Source organism: Lysinibacillus sphaericus (assembly GCF_001629735.1).
Lineage (GTDB): Bacteria > Bacillota > Bacilli > Bacillales_A > Planococcaceae > Lysinibacillus > Lysinibacillus pinottii.
On the sequence record NZ_CP015224.1, the window covers coordinates 3,218,558 to 3,236,640 of the forward strand.

General features: G+C 39.0%; 14 protein-coding genes. All 14 read right to left on the reverse strand.

The annotated features are described in order from the left end of the window. Positions 1 to 39: 39 nt before the first annotated feature. The 14 genes from A2J09_RS15855 to pcrA all read right to left on the reverse strand — a co-directional run bounded on the left by A2J09_RS15855 (position 40) and on the right by pcrA (position 18,058). On the reverse strand, positions 40 to 1,683 hold the full coding sequence (locus tag A2J09_RS15855) for a glycerol-3-phosphate dehydrogenase/oxidase (RefSeq protein ID WP_031416806.1): 1,644 nt from the start codon (positions 1,681 to 1,683) through the stop codon (positions 40 to 42). Positions 1,684 to 1,878: 195 nt separating this feature from the next. Next, positions 1,879 to 2,847 carry a tRNA dihydrouridine synthase gene (locus tag A2J09_RS15860; protein ID WP_012292035.1) on the reverse strand — a complete coding sequence of 323 codons (969 nt, stop codon included), beginning with the start codon at positions 2,845 to 2,847 and terminating at the stop codon, positions 1,879 to 1,881. Between the two features lie 116 nt (positions 2,848 to 2,963). Continuing rightward, positions 2,964 to 4,328 carry a 23S rRNA (uracil(1939)-C(5))-methyltransferase RlmD gene (rlmD, locus tag A2J09_RS15865; protein WP_036162511.1) on the reverse strand — a complete coding sequence of 455 codons (1,365 nt, stop codon included), beginning with the start codon at positions 4,326 to 4,328 and terminating at the stop codon, positions 2,964 to 2,966. Between the two features lie 109 nt (positions 4,329 to 4,437). Next, complete coding sequence (cydS, locus tag A2J09_RS24475; RefSeq protein WP_012292033.1) at positions 4,438 to 4,560, reverse strand: cytochrome bd oxidase small subunit CydS family protein; 123 nt, start codon at positions 4,558 to 4,560, stop codon at positions 4,438 to 4,440. A gap of 14 nt (positions 4,561 to 4,574) precedes the next feature. Then, positions 4,575 to 5,600 carry a cytochrome d ubiquinol oxidase subunit II gene (locus A2J09_RS15870; protein WP_031416799.1) on the reverse strand — a complete coding sequence of 342 codons (1,026 nt, stop codon included), beginning with the start codon at positions 5,598 to 5,600 and terminating at the stop codon, positions 4,575 to 4,577. Then, the gene (locus tag A2J09_RS15875) at positions 5,597 to 6,943 is read right to left on the reverse strand and encodes a cytochrome ubiquinol oxidase subunit I (protein WP_012292031.1); all 1,347 of its coding nucleotides are present in this window, start codon (positions 6,941 to 6,943) and stop codon (positions 5,597 to 5,599) included. Before A2J09_RS15875 ends, A2J09_RS15870 begins: the two co-directional genes overlap by 4 nt. Before the next feature lie 450 nt (positions 6,944 to 7,393). Then, complete coding sequence (locus A2J09_RS15880) at positions 7,394 to 8,308, reverse strand: diacylglycerol kinase (protein ID WP_025115774.1); 915 nt, start codon at positions 8,306 to 8,308, stop codon at positions 7,394 to 7,396. 72 nt (positions 8,309 to 8,380) lie between these two features. Then, positions 8,381 to 8,944 (reverse strand): thioredoxin family protein, encoded by a 564-nt coding sequence (locus A2J09_RS15885; protein WP_012292030.1) that lies wholly within the window; start codon positions 8,942 to 8,944, stop codon positions 8,381 to 8,383. Between the two features lie 160 nt (positions 8,945 to 9,104). Then, a complete protein-coding gene (gatB, locus tag A2J09_RS15890) occupies positions 9,105 to 10,532 on the reverse strand; it encodes an Asp-tRNA(Asn)/Glu-tRNA(Gln) amidotransferase subunit GatB (RefSeq protein ID WP_012292029.1) in 1,428 nt (475 codons plus the stop codon). A 1-nt stretch (position 10,533) separates the two neighbouring features. Continuing rightward, positions 10,534 to 11,997, reverse strand: coding sequence for an Asp-tRNA(Asn)/Glu-tRNA(Gln) amidotransferase subunit GatA (gene gatA, locus A2J09_RS15895; RefSeq protein ID WP_012292028.1), 1,464 nt, complete (start codon positions 11,995 to 11,997; stop codon positions 10,534 to 10,536). A gap of 24 nt (positions 11,998 to 12,021) precedes the next feature. Continuing rightward, a complete protein-coding gene (gatC, locus tag A2J09_RS15900) occupies positions 12,022 to 12,309 on the reverse strand; it encodes an Asp-tRNA(Asn)/Glu-tRNA(Gln) amidotransferase subunit GatC (protein ID WP_012292027.1) in 288 nt (95 codons plus the stop codon). A gap of 232 nt (positions 12,310 to 12,541) precedes the next feature. Further along, positions 12,542 to 13,681 (reverse strand): CamS family sex pheromone protein, encoded by a 1,140-nt coding sequence (locus A2J09_RS15905; protein WP_031416797.1) that lies wholly within the window; start codon positions 13,679 to 13,681, stop codon positions 12,542 to 12,544. Between the two features lie 109 nt (positions 13,682 to 13,790). Beyond that, positions 13,791 to 15,794, reverse strand: a complete 2,004-nt coding sequence (gene ligA / locus A2J09_RS15910; RefSeq protein WP_012292025.1) for an NAD-dependent DNA ligase LigA — start codon at positions 15,792 to 15,794, stop codon at positions 13,791 to 13,793. A 14-nt stretch (positions 15,795 to 15,808) separates the two neighbouring features. After that, positions 15,809 to 18,058 carry a DNA helicase PcrA gene (pcrA, locus tag A2J09_RS15915; RefSeq protein ID WP_012292024.1) on the reverse strand — a complete coding sequence of 750 codons (2,250 nt, stop codon included), beginning with the start codon at positions 18,056 to 18,058 and terminating at the stop codon, positions 15,809 to 15,811. Between the last annotated feature and the right edge of the window lie 25 nt (positions 18,059 to 18,083).

Sequence of the window (18,083 nt, forward strand, 5' to 3'; positions counted from 1 at the left end):
AATGCTCACCCTTATATTATGTTGAGAATAACTACCTCATTATAGCGCAGTTGTCGCTCGTTTTATTTCTTTCTTTACATCTTCTTCATATTGTGTCCGTTGCTGTGTTGTCCAGTTGAGTTGCTTAGCCATTTCATCTAAAATAGCCTCTTCATACTGTTGAACAGTGGCCATTTGAAAGAACATATATCCTGTCCGACGAACCAAAAAATCATTTGGATGAACGACCATTTCATGATGAATCCCATACATTAATTGTGCATATAGCCATGATGGTAAGATGGAATGCCCTTCCTTTACATAATTAAAAACAATCTCTACGTTGCTACCATAATGCTGCGATAAGAATTTCGCCTCCTCCTCCGATAAACCTATTTTCTTACCTAATCTTGTATGGTCATATAAGAAGGCATAAAATTTATTTGAGCCGCCCATATGGCCACCAGAAATCGGAATATTTTTTGTGGTACACGGTGAAGATTTAATGCCAAATTGTTGATCTAGCTCTTGTGCAATCGTATTTAAAACTGTTTCGGCCATTTTACGATAACCTGTTAATTTCCCACCTGCAATTGTTACAAGGCCCGATGGTGAAATCCACACTTCATCCTTACGAGAAATTTCAGATGGATTTTTTCCGTCCTCATGAATTAATGGACGAACACCTGCCCAGCTTGATTCAATATCCGCATCTTCCACCTTCACATTTGGGAACATATAATGAATCGCCTTCATTATATAATTGCGATCTTCTTGATAAATATCCATATTGCGAGCATCGCCCTCATAAAATGTATCTGTTGTACCTACATAGGTTTTTCCTTGTCGAGGGATGGCAAATACCATGCGGCCATCAGGTGTATCAAAATAAACAGCTTGCTTTAATGGGAATTTGGATTCATCAAAAACAATATGCACACCTTTCGATAAAATTAAATGCTTCCCTGCTTGCTTCCCTTCAATTGTGCGCACATCGTCCACCCATGGACCAGCAGCATTAACGACAGCCTTTGCACGAATTTCGATTGGATGATTTGTTAATAAATCCGTTGCAACAATACCCCTTATTTTTTGCTGTTCATTATATAAAAAGTTTTCGGCTTTTATATAATTCAATAATGTTGCCCCTCTTTCAATGGCTGCCTTTGCTACTTCAATGGTTAAACGAGCATCATCCGTACGATACTCTACATACATTCCACCGCCAAGTAATCCCTCAGTTTTCACTAATGGCTCCTTCTCAATGGTTTGACCTGTACTTAACATATAACGGCGCTCTGCTCGTTTAACTCCTGCTAAAAAATCATAGACACGCAAGCCGAGATTTGTAGAGTATTTTCCAAATGTCCCTCCCTTATGAAAAGGTAATAACATCCAAACAGGTGTTGTCACATGTGGACCATTTTCATAAACAATGGCACGTTCCTTCCCTAACTCTGCTACCTCTTTTATTTCAAATTGCTTTAAATAACGTAAACCGCCATGTACTAATTTTGTCGAACGGCTAGAAGTCCCTGCTGCAAAATCCTGCATTTCCACTAATGCTACAGACAGACCGCGAGCAATAGCATCCAGTGCAATACCACACCCTGTAATACCGCCACCAATTACTAATAAATCGTACTCCCTATCTTGAAGCTCCTCTATTGTTTGTTGTCGTTGTAACGCAGAAGCTGTACTCATCATTTATTTCCTCCCTTATCATTTTAACGATAAAAAAGACCATCAAAAGCATATGTACGCTAGGCACATATGTTTTCAATGGTCTCTCAGTTACTCAAACCTGCTATTAACTTACTTTTTATTGTAATATGCACATTCAAAAAAGGCAAGTTTCTGTTTAGTGTCAGGGTACTGCTTACCTCACCCTAATAAAGGTTATTCAACATGATTTGCTTCAAAGCGATCAAGCAATGCACGCACCTCATCTGTTGATTTCGTGTTCATCAATTGGCTTCTTAACTCACTGGCACCTCGGAATCCTTTGACATATATTTTGAAAAAGCGATGAAGTCCTGTGATAGAGCGTGGGAGTACTTCCTCATATTGATCTTGAAGATCGAGCTGCAGTCTTAAAAGGTCAAGATACTCTTTACTGCTATGCTCCTTTGGTTCTTTTTCAAAAGCAAAGGGATTTTTAAAAATACCTCGTCCAATCATTACGCCATCAATACCATATTTTTCGGCGAGCTCTAGCCCGGTTTGTCGATCAGGGATGTCTCCATTGATCGTTAATAGCGTATTAGGTGCGATACAATCGCGTAATTTTTTGATTTCAGGAATGAGCTCCCAATGTGCATCAACTTGGCTCATTTCCTTTCTTGTGCGCAAATGAATCGATAGGTTCGCAATATCTTGTTTGAAAATATGCGTTAACCATTCCTCCCATTCCTCTACATCCTTATAGCCAAGTCGTGTTTTCACACTGACAGGCAGTCCACCCGCTTTGGCAGCTTGAATCAATTCTGCCGCCACATCAGGACGTAAAATAAGGCCACTCCCTTTTCCCCTCGATGCCACATTTGGCACAGGACAGCCCATATTAATATCAATACCTTTAAAGCCTAGCTCTGCCATGCCTCTACTCATTTGACGGAAATACTCAGGATTATCTCCCCAAATATGTGCCACCATCGGCTGTTCATCTTCTGTAAAAATCAAACGGCCACGCACACTTTTCTGCCCCTCTGGATGACAGTAGCTATCTGAATTTGTAAACTCTGTGAAAAATACATCCGGTCTTCCGGCTTCACTGACTACTTGACGAAAAACAACATCTGTTACATCCTCCATCGGTGCCAGTACAAAAAATGGACGCGGCAAATCACGCCAAAAATTATCTATCATGTTCATTCCAAATCCTCTCACTATCTGTATAACTTTAATTCTGACTCAAAAACAAGTGGATGAAAAATTATAAAAAGCAGATGGTATAGATTTTTTCTATATCAACTGCTTTTCTATTATACCAACTCTAACCACGCAACCGCTTCACAATGTGTGGAATGCGGGAACATATCTACTGGCTGAATTTCTTGTGTTTGATAGCCGCCATTCTCCAAAATACGAAGATCGCGTGCTAGTGTAGCTGGATTACAGGAGACATAGACCACTCGTTTTGGACGCTGCTCTAAAATAGTAGTTAAAAGTGCCTCATCACAGCCTTTACGTGGTGGATCTACCACCAGTACGTCTGCTTCCTTTCCTTCCTTATACCATCTAGGTATAACTTCCTCAGCTGGTCCTGCCTCAAAATAAGTATTTGTAAAACCATTGAGTACAGCATTGCGTTTGGCATCTTCAATCGCTTGTGGGACAATTTCTACGCCCATAACTGCCCTTGCCTTTTGTGCCAGGAACAAGGAGATCGTTCCGATTCCACAATAGGCATCAATCACTCGTTCATCTCCTTGTAAGTTAGCATAATCAAGTGCTTGTTTATAAAGGACCTCAGTTTGCTCTGGGTTGACTTGATAGAAGGAGCGAGCAGAAATTTCAAAGCGTACGTCGCCAATTGTGTCAATAATAACGTCCTTGCCCCAAAGGTTCAATGTGTCGTCACCAAAAATCACATTCGTTTTCTCATGATTAACATTTTGCATAATTGAAGTGACGTTCGGAACAAGCTTTTGAATTACTGCAATGGCTGCTTCTTTTTGTGGAAATTTTTTCTTTTTCGTCACGAGAACAACCATGACCTCACCTGTTGCCCGTGCTTTACGAATCACAACATGGCGCAACATTCCTTCGTGGGAAAGTTCATTGTAGGGGCGCATGCCTATCGCCACTAATTCTTTTTTCAAGCCTACTAAAATTGCATCTGCTTCTCCCGTTTGAATCAAGCAACGCTCCATATCCACAATGCTATGCGTCTTCGTTTTATAAAAACCAGCAATAGCTTGTCCTGCTTCATTTTCAGAGAAAGGAATTTGCGCTTTATTCCGATAATGCCAAGGCTCTTTCATTCCTTTTACAGGCAGAACAGGTGCATCTATTTTGCCAATGCGTTGCATCACATTGCGTACCATATTTTCTTTCCATTTGAGCTGCCCCTCATACGATAAATGCTGTAATTGACAGCCTCCGCATTGCTTAAAGTAATCGCATGGAGCTTCTACTCGATCGGGTGATGGCTTAATAATATCTACAACTTTTGCAAAGCCATAATTTTTTAAGGTTTTCATCACATGGATTTCGGCTGTTTCGTTCGGAAGTGCGCCTTGTATAAATAATGGATAGCCATCTACCTTAGCAACACCATTGCCATCATGTGTTAAGTCTTCTATATAAACTGAAAGTCGTTCATTCTTTTTCACGGGTGCTGACATTCGTACATCCTCCATTTCAATCTCCTTATTGTAGCATGTGTTGGCGAATGAAAAAAGAACAAGACTTACCTGTTATGTCGTTCTCCTAACTAACTTGAAAAAAGAGCCGCTATTCGCGACTCTTTCCTTGCTCTTTTGTTATATGATAATCCCTTGGTGCCCACCAAAATGCACACAAGATTCCAAGAATGACGACAATAAAAGGCGCATAAAAAATTAAAAAACTTTGCATACACTCATTTCCTCCTATGCGTGATTGTCTTCTTTTCCAGTCACATAGTTTTTATTGAACAAGAATAATTTCATCAATAAATAAAGTGAAGGGAGCAGGAGACAAAGTCCTAAAATAAAGGCAATAATTAAAGCAATTGCCATTTGTGTACTTGTGAAGCCATCATAAATTGTTAAATATGGATACAGCAAATACGGATATTGCGCAATACCATAAGCGAAGAATGCTACTGCAAATTGAGCAATAAGAAGCGCAACTGCAAGCCCGTATTTTTTACGCAGCGCAATGAGGAGCACTGTAATCATAAATAATATGGCTGATATCGCAAACATCCACCATAGATTCACCATGTGCCCATAACTTTCAGGGTTAATGGATTTCATCTCATACATGATGCCTAACGCGCTAACCATCAAAGGGGCTGCCCATAAAAGTGCATATTTTCTCATTAGCTTCGTAGCTTCCTTGTCATTCGCTTTATGTGCATACCAAGTTAAGAATACTGCCGAAATGTAAAGTACAGCGGCAATACTCAGGACCACAATGCTCCAAGCAAATGGACTCGTATATAAAGTCCAGTAGTTTAAAACAGGCTGCCCATTAACGAGGTCCACATAACCTCCACCAGCAATAGCAAAGACAACAGACAAAGATGCGGGAATTAATAAACCTGCGACACCATATGTCAGCGTGTAGCCAATATGTCCTCTCGTACCATACGATTCAAAGGCATAATAGGAACCCCGAATAGCCAATAGGACAAGAGAAATGCTGACTGGTATCAGTAAAATAGTTCCGTAGTAAAAAGCAGTTTGCGGGAAAAATCCTACAATCCCTACAAAGAAGAATACCAAAAAGACATTGGTTACTTCCCAAACAGGCGATAAATACCGTTTAATAATATTCGTTAAAATATGATTCTTCCCTATCAGTAAGCTATAGGCGTTAAAGAAACCAGCACCAAAATCAATCGATGCGACAATGACATAGCCAAATAGGAATATCCACAATACTGAAATACCTAGAATCTCTAATGTCATAGGATGTCACCACCTTTTTCAGAGTGGCGATCTTCAATCTCACGCTCAATTGGATTCTTTTTAAACATTCGCACCAAGACGACAATACTTCCTACCGCTAATACTGCATATACACCTGCAAACAACAACAGCATTAAATCCACATGATCACTCGTTGTGGCTCCTTCTGGTGTTCGCATCAAACCATAAAGAATCCATGGTTGACGTCCAACCTCTGCAAGCCACCAGCCTGCTTCAATGGCAATGATAGAGAGTGGGCCACCCGCCACAATGATCCATCGATACCACCGTGAATGTATAAACTGCCAGCCCCGTGCTTTCCCTACAACATACAGTAATGAAACTAGCACCATAAACATACCTATAGAAACCATGATATCAAAGAGATAATGAATATAGAGAGGTGGTAAATCCTCTTCCTCGAATTGATCTAATCCAATTACCTCTTCATTAGGATTAAAATGTGCAAGAACGCTCAAAGCATACGGAATTTTAATAGCATATTTCACTTCTTCTCCATCTAGTACGCCAAATAAGACAAGAGAAGCCTTACCTTCTGTTTCAAAATGCCATTCTGCTGCGGCTAATTTTTCTGGTTGATATTCCGCTAAGTATTTTCCCGAGAAATCTCCAATCACAGCTGCTGCAATAGAGAAAATTAAACCAATTTTCATCAGCAATAATAATGATTTTTTATGGTATACATGTTTCGATCCTTTCAGCATTCGGTATCCTGCAATAGCTGCTAATACAAATGCAGATGTCATATATGCTGTTACCAGTACATGCGCCACCTTTGTCGGCATAGCAGGGTTAAACATCGCTAAGAAGGGTTGAATATTAACAAGTTCCCCGTCGACAATATCGAAGCCTCTCGGAGCATTCATAAAAGCATTCACGATTGTAATAAATACAGCTGACATCGATGCGCCTACTGCAACTGGAATTAACAATAGCATATGCTTTTTCTGACTATCGAAGCGGTCCCAAGTATATAAATAAATACCCAAAAATATAGCTTCAAAGAAAAATGCAAACGTTTCCAAAAAAAGCGGTAAAGCAATGGTTTGACCAGCTAGTTGCATAAAGTTGGGCCATAATAATGATAATTGTAAGCCAATTGCGGTACCAGTCACAACACCCACTGCAACCGTTATGACGAAACCACGTGCCCAACGTCTTGCCATTAAAATATAATGCTCATCATTCTTTTTATACCCAGTCCATTGAGCAATCATGATCATTAACGGGACACCTACACCTATCGTTGCATAAATAATATGGAACGATAATGTTAATTCCGTTAATGCGCGACTCCAATAGACTGCTGATTCGTTTATCATCTCATTGCCCCCTAGCTTCCAAATATTCTTCCAAGAATGGAAAGTAGCATAATGATTGCAACACCAAAGCTTAGCCAAATAAGCTTCTTCTCCTGTGACTTATACAAAAGCAACACTTCCTTTCCCTTATCCATACCCCATTTTCCACTATTACAACGAAAAAAACCTTTATAATGGACCGGAATTTCAGCCTATTATTAAGGTTTCAAATTTTGTTCAAGTAATATACGCACATTTGCCAAACATTTTTCTTATTTCATTCACAATCCCTAATTCTAAAGGTTGGACTTACTACATATTGAATTTTTCGCTGCTGGTTATTTGATTTAGTCTATTATCTTTTTAATCGTTTCATACGAAATTTTAGTTGCCTATCAAGGAGTTTTTAACTTCGTTTCCTATACACAAAAAAGCTCACCCTCGCTAAAACAAAGATGAGCATTTCCTATTTTAAATACGGTCTTCCTCGCGAATATCTGCAAGAGGGACAAAAATTTCGATATGACGCTTTAAATTTTCAAAGGTAGCTGGAGCGTCTCCACCATATTCTCCATCTAGATTAAGATGGACTTCGTTTTCAGTCGTGACTTTGACAACACTCGCTTTTTTGTAAATGACCCGATCATCATTTAAATGTTCGCCTCTTAATGCCATAGCCGCCAATTGAATAAACTCAGGTAGACTTACTTTCTTTAACACTAATAATGTAAAGTATCCATCATTAATACTTGCATCTGGTGCAAGTTTTTCAAAGCCGCCTACAGAGTTGGTTAAACCACATAAGAACATCATGGCATCACCGTCAAACACTTCTCCATCGTATTCTATGCGCATATGGGAAGCTTTGATGGATGGAATCATCTCTACTGCTTTTAAATAATAGGCTAACTGCCCAAGCATTGTTTTCATTTTACTTGGTACTTCATATGTTAGCTCCGTAATGCGTCCGCCAGCAGCAATATTGATGAAGTAGCGTTCGCCATTTAATAGACCGACATCCACTGGCAATGTATCGCCCTGTATAATAATGTCTACCGCCTCATCAATATTTCGTGGGATATGCACAGCACGGGCAAAATCATTTGTAGTGCCCATTGGAATTAGACCAACTTTTGGACGGTTTTCAAATGGACTTACACCTGAAACAACTTCATTTAAAGTGCCATCTCCACCAACTGCGATGATTATATCAAAGCCACGGTCGACTGCATCTTTTGCTGCAAGTGTTGCATCGCCTTCACCCGTTGTTGCGTGACAGGATGTTTCATAGCCTGCTACTTCTAATTTTTCCAACACCTCTGGTAGATGTTTCTTAAACGCTTCGCGTCCAGATGTAGGATTATAAATGATTCTTGCTCGTTTCATAACATACCTTCCTGCTTCATAAGATTCTATTTCATTCAACGATTTACTCGCTAAAATGTTGCATTACGTTTGTTATTTTTGTAACGCGTTTGACACCTGTTTTTTAAAGTCGTCATAAACATACGTCCAATATGTTGGGTTCGTTATATTTTCCTCGCGAATTTCCGCATAAAGAGCTTTTTGAGCTTCTTCAAATGTGGGATCTTCTTTATCTGGTAAGCTTGCACGCTTCGTTACAACAAGCTCTTGTAATTCAGGTGCACGTGGACCCCACTTTCCAATCACCTCACCAGTGCTATCTAATAGCAAGTAAATAGGAATAGCACGACCACCGTTTGTTAGATAACGATCAATTAGATCTGTGTCCGCATCACGGAAAACTGTTCGCATGTCCAATTCAGCTGCTTCAGCAACACGACGAACAATGGGATTGTTTAACATAGCATCTCCGCACCAATCTTCCGTAATCGTTAAAATTTTAGGTTTTTTGTCTTTTAATAATTCAATAAAGCCATCGTTTGTTGGCACTACATAACTGTCATAAATGCGGAAACTCTCTTCTTTAAGAGTCGTCATATTGTCCATATATTGTTGAATTGAAATAGCTTCATTAAAATATTGTTGTTCTGATTTCATTAGTTCTCGTCCCCCTTATAATTATCTAATCTATATTTTGCTATGAATACTCCTTTTAAACAACTATTAAGTATTATAAATTTCAATATTGTTACATTTATGAAAAATAATAGCCGAGAAAGCAATTAAGCTCTCTCGGCTACTATGTTACAACGAGTAATTATCGTTTGGCAATTTCTTGTTGCAATAATTTATTGACCATTGGTGGGTTAGCTTGACCTTTAGTAGCTTTCATAATTTGACCAACTAAGAAACCAATAGCACGATCCTTACCATTTTTGAAATCTTCAATAGACTGTGCATTATTGTCTAAAACTTCTGTAACAATGGCAAGTAAAGCACCTTCATCAGAAATTTGAACTAAGCCTTTTGCTTTTACAATTTCTTGTGCAGAACCGCCATTTTCAACTAATTCAGCAAACACTTTTTTACCGATTTTAGAAGAAATAGTACCGTCAGTGATTAATTTCACCATTTCAGCAAGGTTTTCAGGTGTTAATGCAGTATCCTTTAAGTCTTTTTGTTCTGCGTTTAAATAAGCAGAAACATCACCCATCAACCAGTTAGCAGAAAGTTTCGCATCTGCACCGTTGACGATCATCGACTCGAAGAAGTCTGAAATTTCTTTAGAAATAACAAGAACTCCTGCATCATATGGTGTTAATCCTAGCTCTTCAACATAACGCTTTTTACGAGCATCTGGAAGCTCAGGAATTTCTGATTTTACGCGCTCTAGCCAAGCGTCATCAATAGAAAGACGAACTAAATCTGGCTCTGGGAAGTAACGGTAATCATCTGTTCCTTCTTTCACACGCATTAAAATTGTTTTACCCGTTTTTTCATCGAAGCGACGAGTTTCTTGCTCAATAACGCCACCTGATAATAATACATCTGCTTGACGTAATTCCTCATGCTCTAAACCACGACGAACATAGTTGAAAGAGTTCAGGTTTTTAAGCTCTGTTTTTGTACCAAACTCTTCTTGACCATAAGGACGAATAGAAATATTGGCATCACAACGAAGTGAACCTTCTTCCATTTTACAATCAGAAACATCTGTATATTGGATAATTGATTTTAATTTTTCTAAGTAAGCATAAGCTTCATTTGGCGTACGAATATCTGGCTCAGAAACGATTTCAACAAGCGGCGTACCTTGACGGTTAAAGTCCACTAGTGAGTGATCACCCGCATGTGAAAGTTTACCTGCATCTTCTTCCATATGAAGACGAGTAATACCGATACGTTTTGTGTATCCGTCTACTTCGATGTCAATCCAGCCATTTTTGCCGATTGGTTTATCAAATTGTGAAATTTGATAAGCTTTTGGATTATCAGGGTAGAAGTAGTTTTTACGGTCAAATTTCGTTTCTTGTTCGATTTCCATATTTAATGCAAGAGCTGCACGCATAGCGAAATCTACCACATTTTTATTCAGAACTGGTAGGACACCAGGATAACCTAGATCGATTACTGTTGTGTTTGTATTTGGTTCAGCACCAAAGTGAGCAGGTGCTGGTGAGAAGATTTTTGAGTTTGTTTTTAACTCAACGTGTACTTCTAAACCAATGACTGTTTCAAAGTTCATGTTATTTTCCCTCCCACATTTGAGGAACTTGTTTATGGAACTCCGTTGCTTGTTCAAAAGCATGAGCTACACGGTAAATAGTTGCTTCATCAAAGTATTTACCTATAATTTGTAAACCTAGTGGTAGTCCGTTGTCAAAACCACATGGAATGGAAATAGCAGGTACACCCGCTAAGTTCATCGGAATTGTTAAAATATCGTTTGCATACATGGTCATCGGATCATCAACATTTTCACCAATTTTGAAAGCTGGTGTTGGTGATGTAGGTCCAATGATAACATCAAAGTCTTCAAATACTTTGTCATAGTCTGCTTTGATCAGTGTACGTGCTTGTTGTGCTTTTTTGTAATACGCATCATATGTACCTGCGCTTAATGAATAAGTCCCAAGCATGATACGGCGTTTTACTTCATCTCCAAAACCTTGCGCACGTGTTTCTTTATATAGATCCATTAAATTTGTCACGTTTTCTGCACGGAAACCGTAACGAATCCCATCGAAACGAGATAAGTTAGAAGACGCTTCAGATGAAGAAAGGATATAATACGCAGCAAGCGCATATTTAGAATGAGGAAGAGATACTTCTTCTACAGTCGCACCTAAACCTTTTAATACCTCTAATGCTGCAAGCACAGATTGACGTGCTGCTTCTCCTACACCTTCACCGAGGAATTCCTTTGGTACAGCGATACGCAAGCCTTTTACATCTCCAGTAAGAGCAGCAGCATAGTTTGGCACCTCTACGTCAGCAGAAGTAGAATCATTTGGATCTAAGCCTGCAATAGCCTCAAGTAATAACGCGTTATCTTCAACATTGCGTGTAATGGGTCCAATTTGATCTAAAGAAGAGGCGAATGCCACTAGACCAAAACGAGACACACGACCATATGTAGGTTTCATCCCTACAACACCACAGTATGCTGCTGGTTGACGGATTGAACCACCTGTATCTGAACCAAGTGAAAATGGCACTTCCCCTGCTGCTACTGAGGCTGCAGATGCACCTGAAGATCCACCTGGCACATGATTTAAATTCCATGGATTTTTTGTTGTTTTGTAGTATGAGTTTTCATTCGATGAACCCATTGCAAACTCGTCCATGTTTAGTTTACCGACTGTAATCATACCGGCTTCACGTAGCTTGTTGACAACAGTTGCATCGTAAATTGGCATAAAGCCTTCCAAAATTTTAGAGGCACATGTTGTTTCTAAGCCTTCTGTTACAATATTGTCCTTCACACCGATTGGAAGACCAAATAGCGGTCCACGCTCTTCAAATGGTACCTTATCCATTTCAGCAGCTTGTGCAGTTGCTTTTTCTTCGTTTGAAGCAAGGAATGCTTGTACATCGCCATCAAGCTTTGCAATGCGCTCGTATGCTTCTTTCGTTAAGTCAGCGATTGATAAGTTACCTGCTTTAATTTCCGCTTGTAACTCCTTAGCTGAACGTTCAAATAACGTCATGAGGAATCCTCCTATGTTTTAGTATTACATGATAGCTGGTACTTTTACTTGACCATCTTCTTGTTCTCTTACATTTAACATCATTACTTCACGGTCTAGACCTTTTACTGCAACATCTTCACGCATTACATTAACTAATGGTAAAACATGCGTTGTAGGTTCAACATTCGCTGTATCTAGTTCGTTTAATTGCTCTGCAAAGTCAGTAATTTTACCAAGCTGTTCAGCAAACTTCTCAGCTTCCTCTTCAGTAATTGCAAGACGTGCTAAATTTGCCACGTGCTTTACTTCTTCTTTTGTTAATTTAGCCATTTTTTACACCTCCGAATACTTGCTCCATTTATTGTTTTTATTGATAACAATAGGGTTGGATAAAGTTAACCATGCCAATAATCATAACATTTTTCATATTAAAAATCACAACTTTCACCAAAAATATAGAAACTTTCACTACTATAACGAAGTGTTGTGAATCTATACCAGTTGTTTTCCTTTAAGTCTCTCTTTCTACATAAAAATATAGTCAGCACAAAGGCTGACTATATTATTCATAGACATGTACATAAGGGTCCGTGTCATTGGCCTTTTTATTGATTAATGCCTCGGGACCATTGACAGAAGTAATACTCACCTCAACATGAATATTATTAAATCGATTGATTAATATACCTGTCAAATATTGTGTGAATCCAATGATTTCTGCTTTGCCGAAAAATTGGATAGGAATTTCGATCGTCAGTTTTTGGATTTCTTTATTGCGATAGAAACCTGTACCAATAACACTCGTATAATTTGAGAAATATTTATCAACGTCTTGCTTAAAGATTTTGAAGTTTTTACTCACGTCTCGGTATACATCCTGCGAATCATCTGTTGGGAATAATACATAGTTTTCATCTATTCCTTCCCAATCAGCAATGTTGTTCTGTCCAGCTTTTGCTACACCATAGCTAAAATAGGCTCCAGGAATAATCTGATTCCGAGGTTGTTGCTTAAACAGGCCAACAACAATTGGAATATCCTTTAGCTCATCGCGCGTACGTAAACGTGAAACAATCTCAGCGGCCATTTTTTTCCCTTGCTCAACAAGCTCAGACTCTGATATTGGTTTCTCGTAATATTCGCCATACTGTTCTTTTTGATAATAATAAATAGAATTAAGCGCAAGACCTATTGAAATTCCACCTAATTTCACTTTATTATCTTTTGTTTTTGTTAAGTAATTTTGCTCAACAATATGAGATAAATAAATAGGTGCCTTTGTTGCTCGCTCTTCGGGTGTCATTGTATCTGTTGTTGGTGGATTTAATCCGTCTTCTGTCTGAGAGCTTCGAGCAAGCCAAGAGCTCACCGTACTTTCAGCTAAATATTGACCCTCTTGGAAGTAATAGTTTTCAGTGTCAAACTCATTGTGCGAAAGACGCATTAAACCTGCTTCCACTTCCTTCATATCATACTTCGTAAAAATATTTGATACAACTAGGCCTCTACTGGCACTCTCTTTATAAGGAATAAGTGTCTTATAATAAGAATCGTCAATTTGTATACTGGGGATAATGGTTGTTTCAGTTTTTTCATTTTGTTGTGTTTCCTGCGTAAGCTCTGTTCCCCCTTCATTAGAAGGTACACAGCCGACTAACATTGCAGCTGCTACAAGTGCTGGAATGAGTCGAAAAGACTTCATTATATTTAGTGCTCCTTTACTCATAATCAATTTGGTTCGACGAATCACTGAGATATAACCATTTAGCAAAACGCATGTCTTTTATGAGGTTATATCTTCAGTATATTTATTAGATAAGGTTAAGTTGTTCAATTAAGTTGTCTTCATTCCAAACTTCAATACCTAATTGCTCAGCCTTTGCTAGCTTAGAGCCTGCATCCTCGCCTGCGATAACAAGATCCGTTTTTTTACTGACACTACCTGTGACAGTCCCACCTAACTCTTCTATTTTCGCCTTTGCTTCGTTACGTGTCAATTGCTCAAGTTTACCAGTTAAAACAATTGTTTTTCCTGCAAAAGGATTATCGCCTACCACTACTTCTACTTTTTTTCCTTTAAAAGTCATATTCACGCCCACTTCAGCAAGACGTTCAATGACTGCACGTGCGTCATCATTGGAGAAGTATTCCACTAATGACGATGCCATTTTATCGCCAATCTCATAGATAGCCACAAGTTGTTCCTCTGTTGCTGCCATGACAGCTTCCATTGAGCCAAATTGCTCTGATACAATTTTTGCAGCCTTTTCACCAACGTGACGAATTCCTAGACCAATTAATAAACGTTCCATCGAATTTTCCTTCGAGGCTTGAATCGCATTGACTAAATTGGTTGCAGATTTTTCGCCCATCCGTTCTAGCTCAACCAATTGCTCAATGGTTAAATGATATAAATCAGATACATCATGTATTAAATCCGCACGCAATAACTGCTCAACCACTTTATCTCCAAGGCCATCAATATTCATAGCATTACGAGACACAAAATATTTAATGCTTTCTGCAATTTGAGCAAAGCATGCAGGATTTACACAGCGCAAAGCAACCTCACCCTCAATACGAATCAATTCACTATCACAAACCGGACAATTTTTAGGCATCTCAAACGGTACAGAGTTTTCAGGACGCTGCTCGATGAGCACACCAACAACTTGTGGAATAATATCACCGGCCTTTCGAATAATGACCGTATCCCCAAGACGTATATCTTTATCTCGTATAAGATCTTCATTGTGTAAGGAAGCACGCTGCACCGTCGTCCCCGCTACTTGAACAGGCGTTAAAATAGCTGTTGGCGTGACAACCCCTGTACGCCCTACTGTTAAATCAATATCTAGTAATGTCGTGACAACTTCCTCTGCAGGGAATTTATAAGCAATGGCCCAGCGTGGACTTTTTGCCGTATAGCCTAGCTCATCTTGTTGAGCATAGCGGTCGACTTTTATAACGATTCCATCTATTTCATAGGCTAGATGTGGACGATTTTCTGTCCAATGCTCAATAAAGGCCATAACCTCTTCAATTGTAGAGCAACGCTGACGCTCCTTATTGGAAGGGAAACCTAGATCCTCTAAATAATCAAGCATTTCTGCATGTCCATCGATGCCATAGATTTCACCATCTCCTCCAATGGCATAGATGAAAGTTGATAGCTGGCGACTTGCAGCAATTTTAGGGTCTAACTGTCGTAAAGAGCCTGCAGCAGCATTACGTGGGTTAGCAAATAGTTCTTCACCATTGTCAGCACGTTGCGCATTTAATTTTTCAAATGATTTTTTTGGCATGTACGCCTCACCGCGTACTTCGATTGTAATTGGTTCTTTTAAACGCAGAGGAATAGCATGAATGGTCTTTAAATTGGCTGTAATTTCTTCCCCTACAACACCATCTCCTCTTGTTGCACCCTGGACAAACACGCCATTTTCATATTTTAACGAAATGGCAAGACCATCTATTTTCAGCTCACATACATAGGAGAAATGATCACCAATAGCCTGTCGAACCTTACGATCAAATTCTTGTAAATCTGCTTCGTTAAAAGCGTTTGATAGACTTAGCATTGGGTAATCATGTGTCACCTTTTTAAAGCCCTCTACGACAGTTCCGCCAACACGTTGCGTGGGTGAATCGGGAAAAATAAGTGATGGATTGGCCTCTTCTAACGCAATCAATTCATGCAATAATTGATCATAAACACTGTCAGCAACGACTGGTTTATCTAGTACATAATAGGCATAACCATATTCATGTAATAATTTATTTAACTCCGCTATTCGCTGTTCTATTTCGTTCATTTACGTTCCTCCGCTTACGCTTTTTCAATCGGTGCAAATTGTGCCAGTAATCGCTTAATACCAATTGGTTGTGGAAAAGCGATATCAAGCTCTGTACTATCACCTTCGCCTTTTACACTTACAACCATACCTGTGCCCCACTTTTTATGGACGGCTTTGTCTCCAGCCTTCCAGCCGTACTGATCTCCGCCTGTCGATTGTAAGCGCGCTGTGGCAGGCTGAGTTTGTTGAACGGACCCAAGTGTACGTTTTTGATAATTACTTGAACGATTGCTAGTAGCAAACGGTACATTCGTTTTAGCACCAGCTTTGGAGATGGATTCGGTAATATCTTCGGAAATCTCACCTAAAAATCGTGAAGCATTATTAAAGCTCGAACGGCCAAAAATTGTTCGGCTTTGTGCACATGTTAAATATAGACGTTCCTCTGCGCGCGTCACACCAACATACATAAGGCGACGTTCTTCTTCCATTTCATCTTGATCATCAAGGGAGCGCGAATGCGGGAAGATATTTTCCTCCATACCGATAATAAAAACAATAGGAAACTCTAAGCCCTTAGCAGCATGCATCGTCATTAAAATAATATTTCCCTTGGAAGCATCCTCTTTATCAAGTGCATCGATATCAGCAATTAATGCTAAATCTGTTAAAAATGCTATTAAACTTTTATCATCACTGCGCTCCTCAAATGCTTTTGTGACAGATAAGAACTCTTCAATATTCTCTAAACGACTTTCAGCTTCAATCGTCTTTTCATTTTGGAGCATTGTACGGTACCCAGATTTATCAATGACTTGCTCAACAATTTCAGTGACCGATAAATATTCTTGCATTTCAGTAAAACCTTTAATCATTGCATAAAATTGCTCTGCTGAGTTTGCCGCTTTCCCAGATAGACCCATGAAAATAAGATCATTCATAGCATCAAAAATGGAACGATCCTGCTCAATAGCATAACGGGCCATTTTCTCAAAAGAAGTGGCGCCTATACTACGTTTGGGTTCATTAATAATACGTGCAAGTGATAAATCATCGTCATTATTAGCAATAAGGCGCAAATAAGCAAGTAAGTCTTTTATTTCTTTTCGATCATAGAACTTTGTCCCGCCAACAATTTGATACACCATATTGGATTTAACAAGTACTTCCTCCATCACACGTGACTGAGCATTCGTACGATATAAAATGGCAAAATCATCAAATGTACGGTTTTCCTTTTCCATCAACTGTTGGATGGTTTGTACAACAAATTGTGCTTCTTCCTGCTCATTATAAGCTTTGTATAACGCAATTTTTTCTCCCTCTGCATTTTCTGTACGCAGTTCTTTTGGGTAACGTGTTGTATTATTTTGAATGACGTCATTTGCTGCTTGGAGGATGCGTTTAGTTGAACGATAATTTTGCTCAAGCATAATCACCTTAGCATTCGGATAATCCTTTTCAAAGGAAAGGATATTACCGATATCTGCACCACGCCAGCGATAAATTGATTGATCAGAATCCCCTACAACACAAATATTTTTAAATTTTTTAGCTAATAATTGCACAAGTAAGTATTGGGATTTATTGGTATCCTGATATTCATCTACATGAATATATTGAAATTTATTTTGATAGTATTCCAACACCTCTGGTACGCGTTTGAACAACGTAATGGTTGTCATAATTAAATCATCAAAATCGAGGGATTGGTTACGACGTAATCTTTTTTCATAGCCTTTATAAACACGTGCAACGGTTTGTTCATAAGGATTTTTATCATTCATATGACCGGCGTAATCATCTGCTGTAATACACTCATTTTTAGCTGCACTAATAGCATTTAAAATTGCTCTTGGCTCAAAACGCTTTGGATCGATATTCTCATCCTTCATTACATTTTTAATCACTGAAAGTTGATCCGTAGAATCTAGGATGGAGAAATTACGAGATATGCCTAGTTGATCGATATTGCGACGTAAAATTCTTACACACATGGAGTGGAAAGTAGATACCCACATACTATCGCCTGTCCCATTGCCAAGAATACCGTCGATACGCTCTCGCATTTCACGAGCAGCTTTATTAGTAAACGTAATGGCTAAAACTTTGGATGGGTATACTTCCTTTTCTATAATTAAGTAAGCAATACGATGTGTTAATACTCGTGTTTTTCCTGACCCAGCACCAGCCATAATCAGTAGTGGTCCCTCAGTGGTTTTGACCGCTCTTTCTTGTTCAGGATTCATTCCTGCTAGTAAATTTTTTGTTAACTGTTCCATTTCGCACCGCCTTACAAACATTTGT

Bases quoted from the DNA above. Each gene is read 5' to 3' on its own strand.
- A2J09_RS15885 (WP_012292030.1), bottom strand. From the start codon at position 8,944: ATGAAATCAGAACAACAATATTTTAATGAAGCTATTTCAATTCAACAA.
- gatB (WP_012292029.1), bottom strand. From the start codon at position 10,532: ATGAACTTTGAAACAGTCATTGGTTTAGAAGTACACGTTGAGTTAAAA.
- gatA (WP_012292028.1), bottom strand. From the start codon at position 11,997: ATGACGTTATTTGAACGTTCAGCTAAGGAGTTACAAGCGGAAATTAAA.
- rlmD (WP_036162511.1), bottom strand. From the start codon at position 4,328: ATGTCAGCACCCGTGAAAAAGAATGAACGACTTTCAGTTTATATAGAA.
- A2J09_RS15875 (WP_012292031.1), bottom strand. From the start codon at position 6,943: ATGATAAACGAATCAGCAGTCTATTGGAGTCGCGCATTAACGGAATTA.
- A2J09_RS15860 (WP_012292035.1), bottom strand. From the start codon at position 2,847: ATGATAGATAATTTTTGGCGTGATTTGCCGCGTCCATTTTTTGTACTG.
- pcrA (WP_012292024.1), bottom strand. From the start codon at position 18,058: ATGGAACAGTTAACAAAAAATTTACTAGCAGGAATGAATCCTGAACAA.
- A2J09_RS15870 (WP_031416799.1), bottom strand. From the start codon at position 5,600: ATGACATTAGAGATTCTAGGTATTTCAGTATTGTGGATATTCCTATTT.
- A2J09_RS15880 (WP_025115774.1), bottom strand. From the start codon at position 8,308: ATGAAACGAGCAAGAATCATTTATAATCCTACATCTGGACGCGAAGCG.
- cydS (WP_012292033.1), bottom strand. From the start codon at position 4,560: ATGCAAAGTTTTTTAATTTTTTATGCGCCTTTTATTGTCGTCATTCTT.
- A2J09_RS15905 (WP_031416797.1), bottom strand. From the start codon at position 13,681: ATGAAGTCTTTTCGACTCATTCCAGCACTTGTAGCAGCTGCAATGTTA.
- ligA (WP_012292025.1), bottom strand. From the start codon at position 15,794: ATGAACGAAATAGAACAGCGAATAGCGGAGTTAAATAAATTATTACAT.
- A2J09_RS15855 (WP_031416806.1), bottom strand. From the start codon at position 1,683: ATGAGTACAGCTTCTGCGTTACAACGACAACAAACAATAGAGGAGCTT.
- gatC (WP_012292027.1), bottom strand. From the start codon at position 12,309: ATGGCTAAATTAACAAAAGAAGAAGTAAAGCACGTGGCAAATTTAGCA.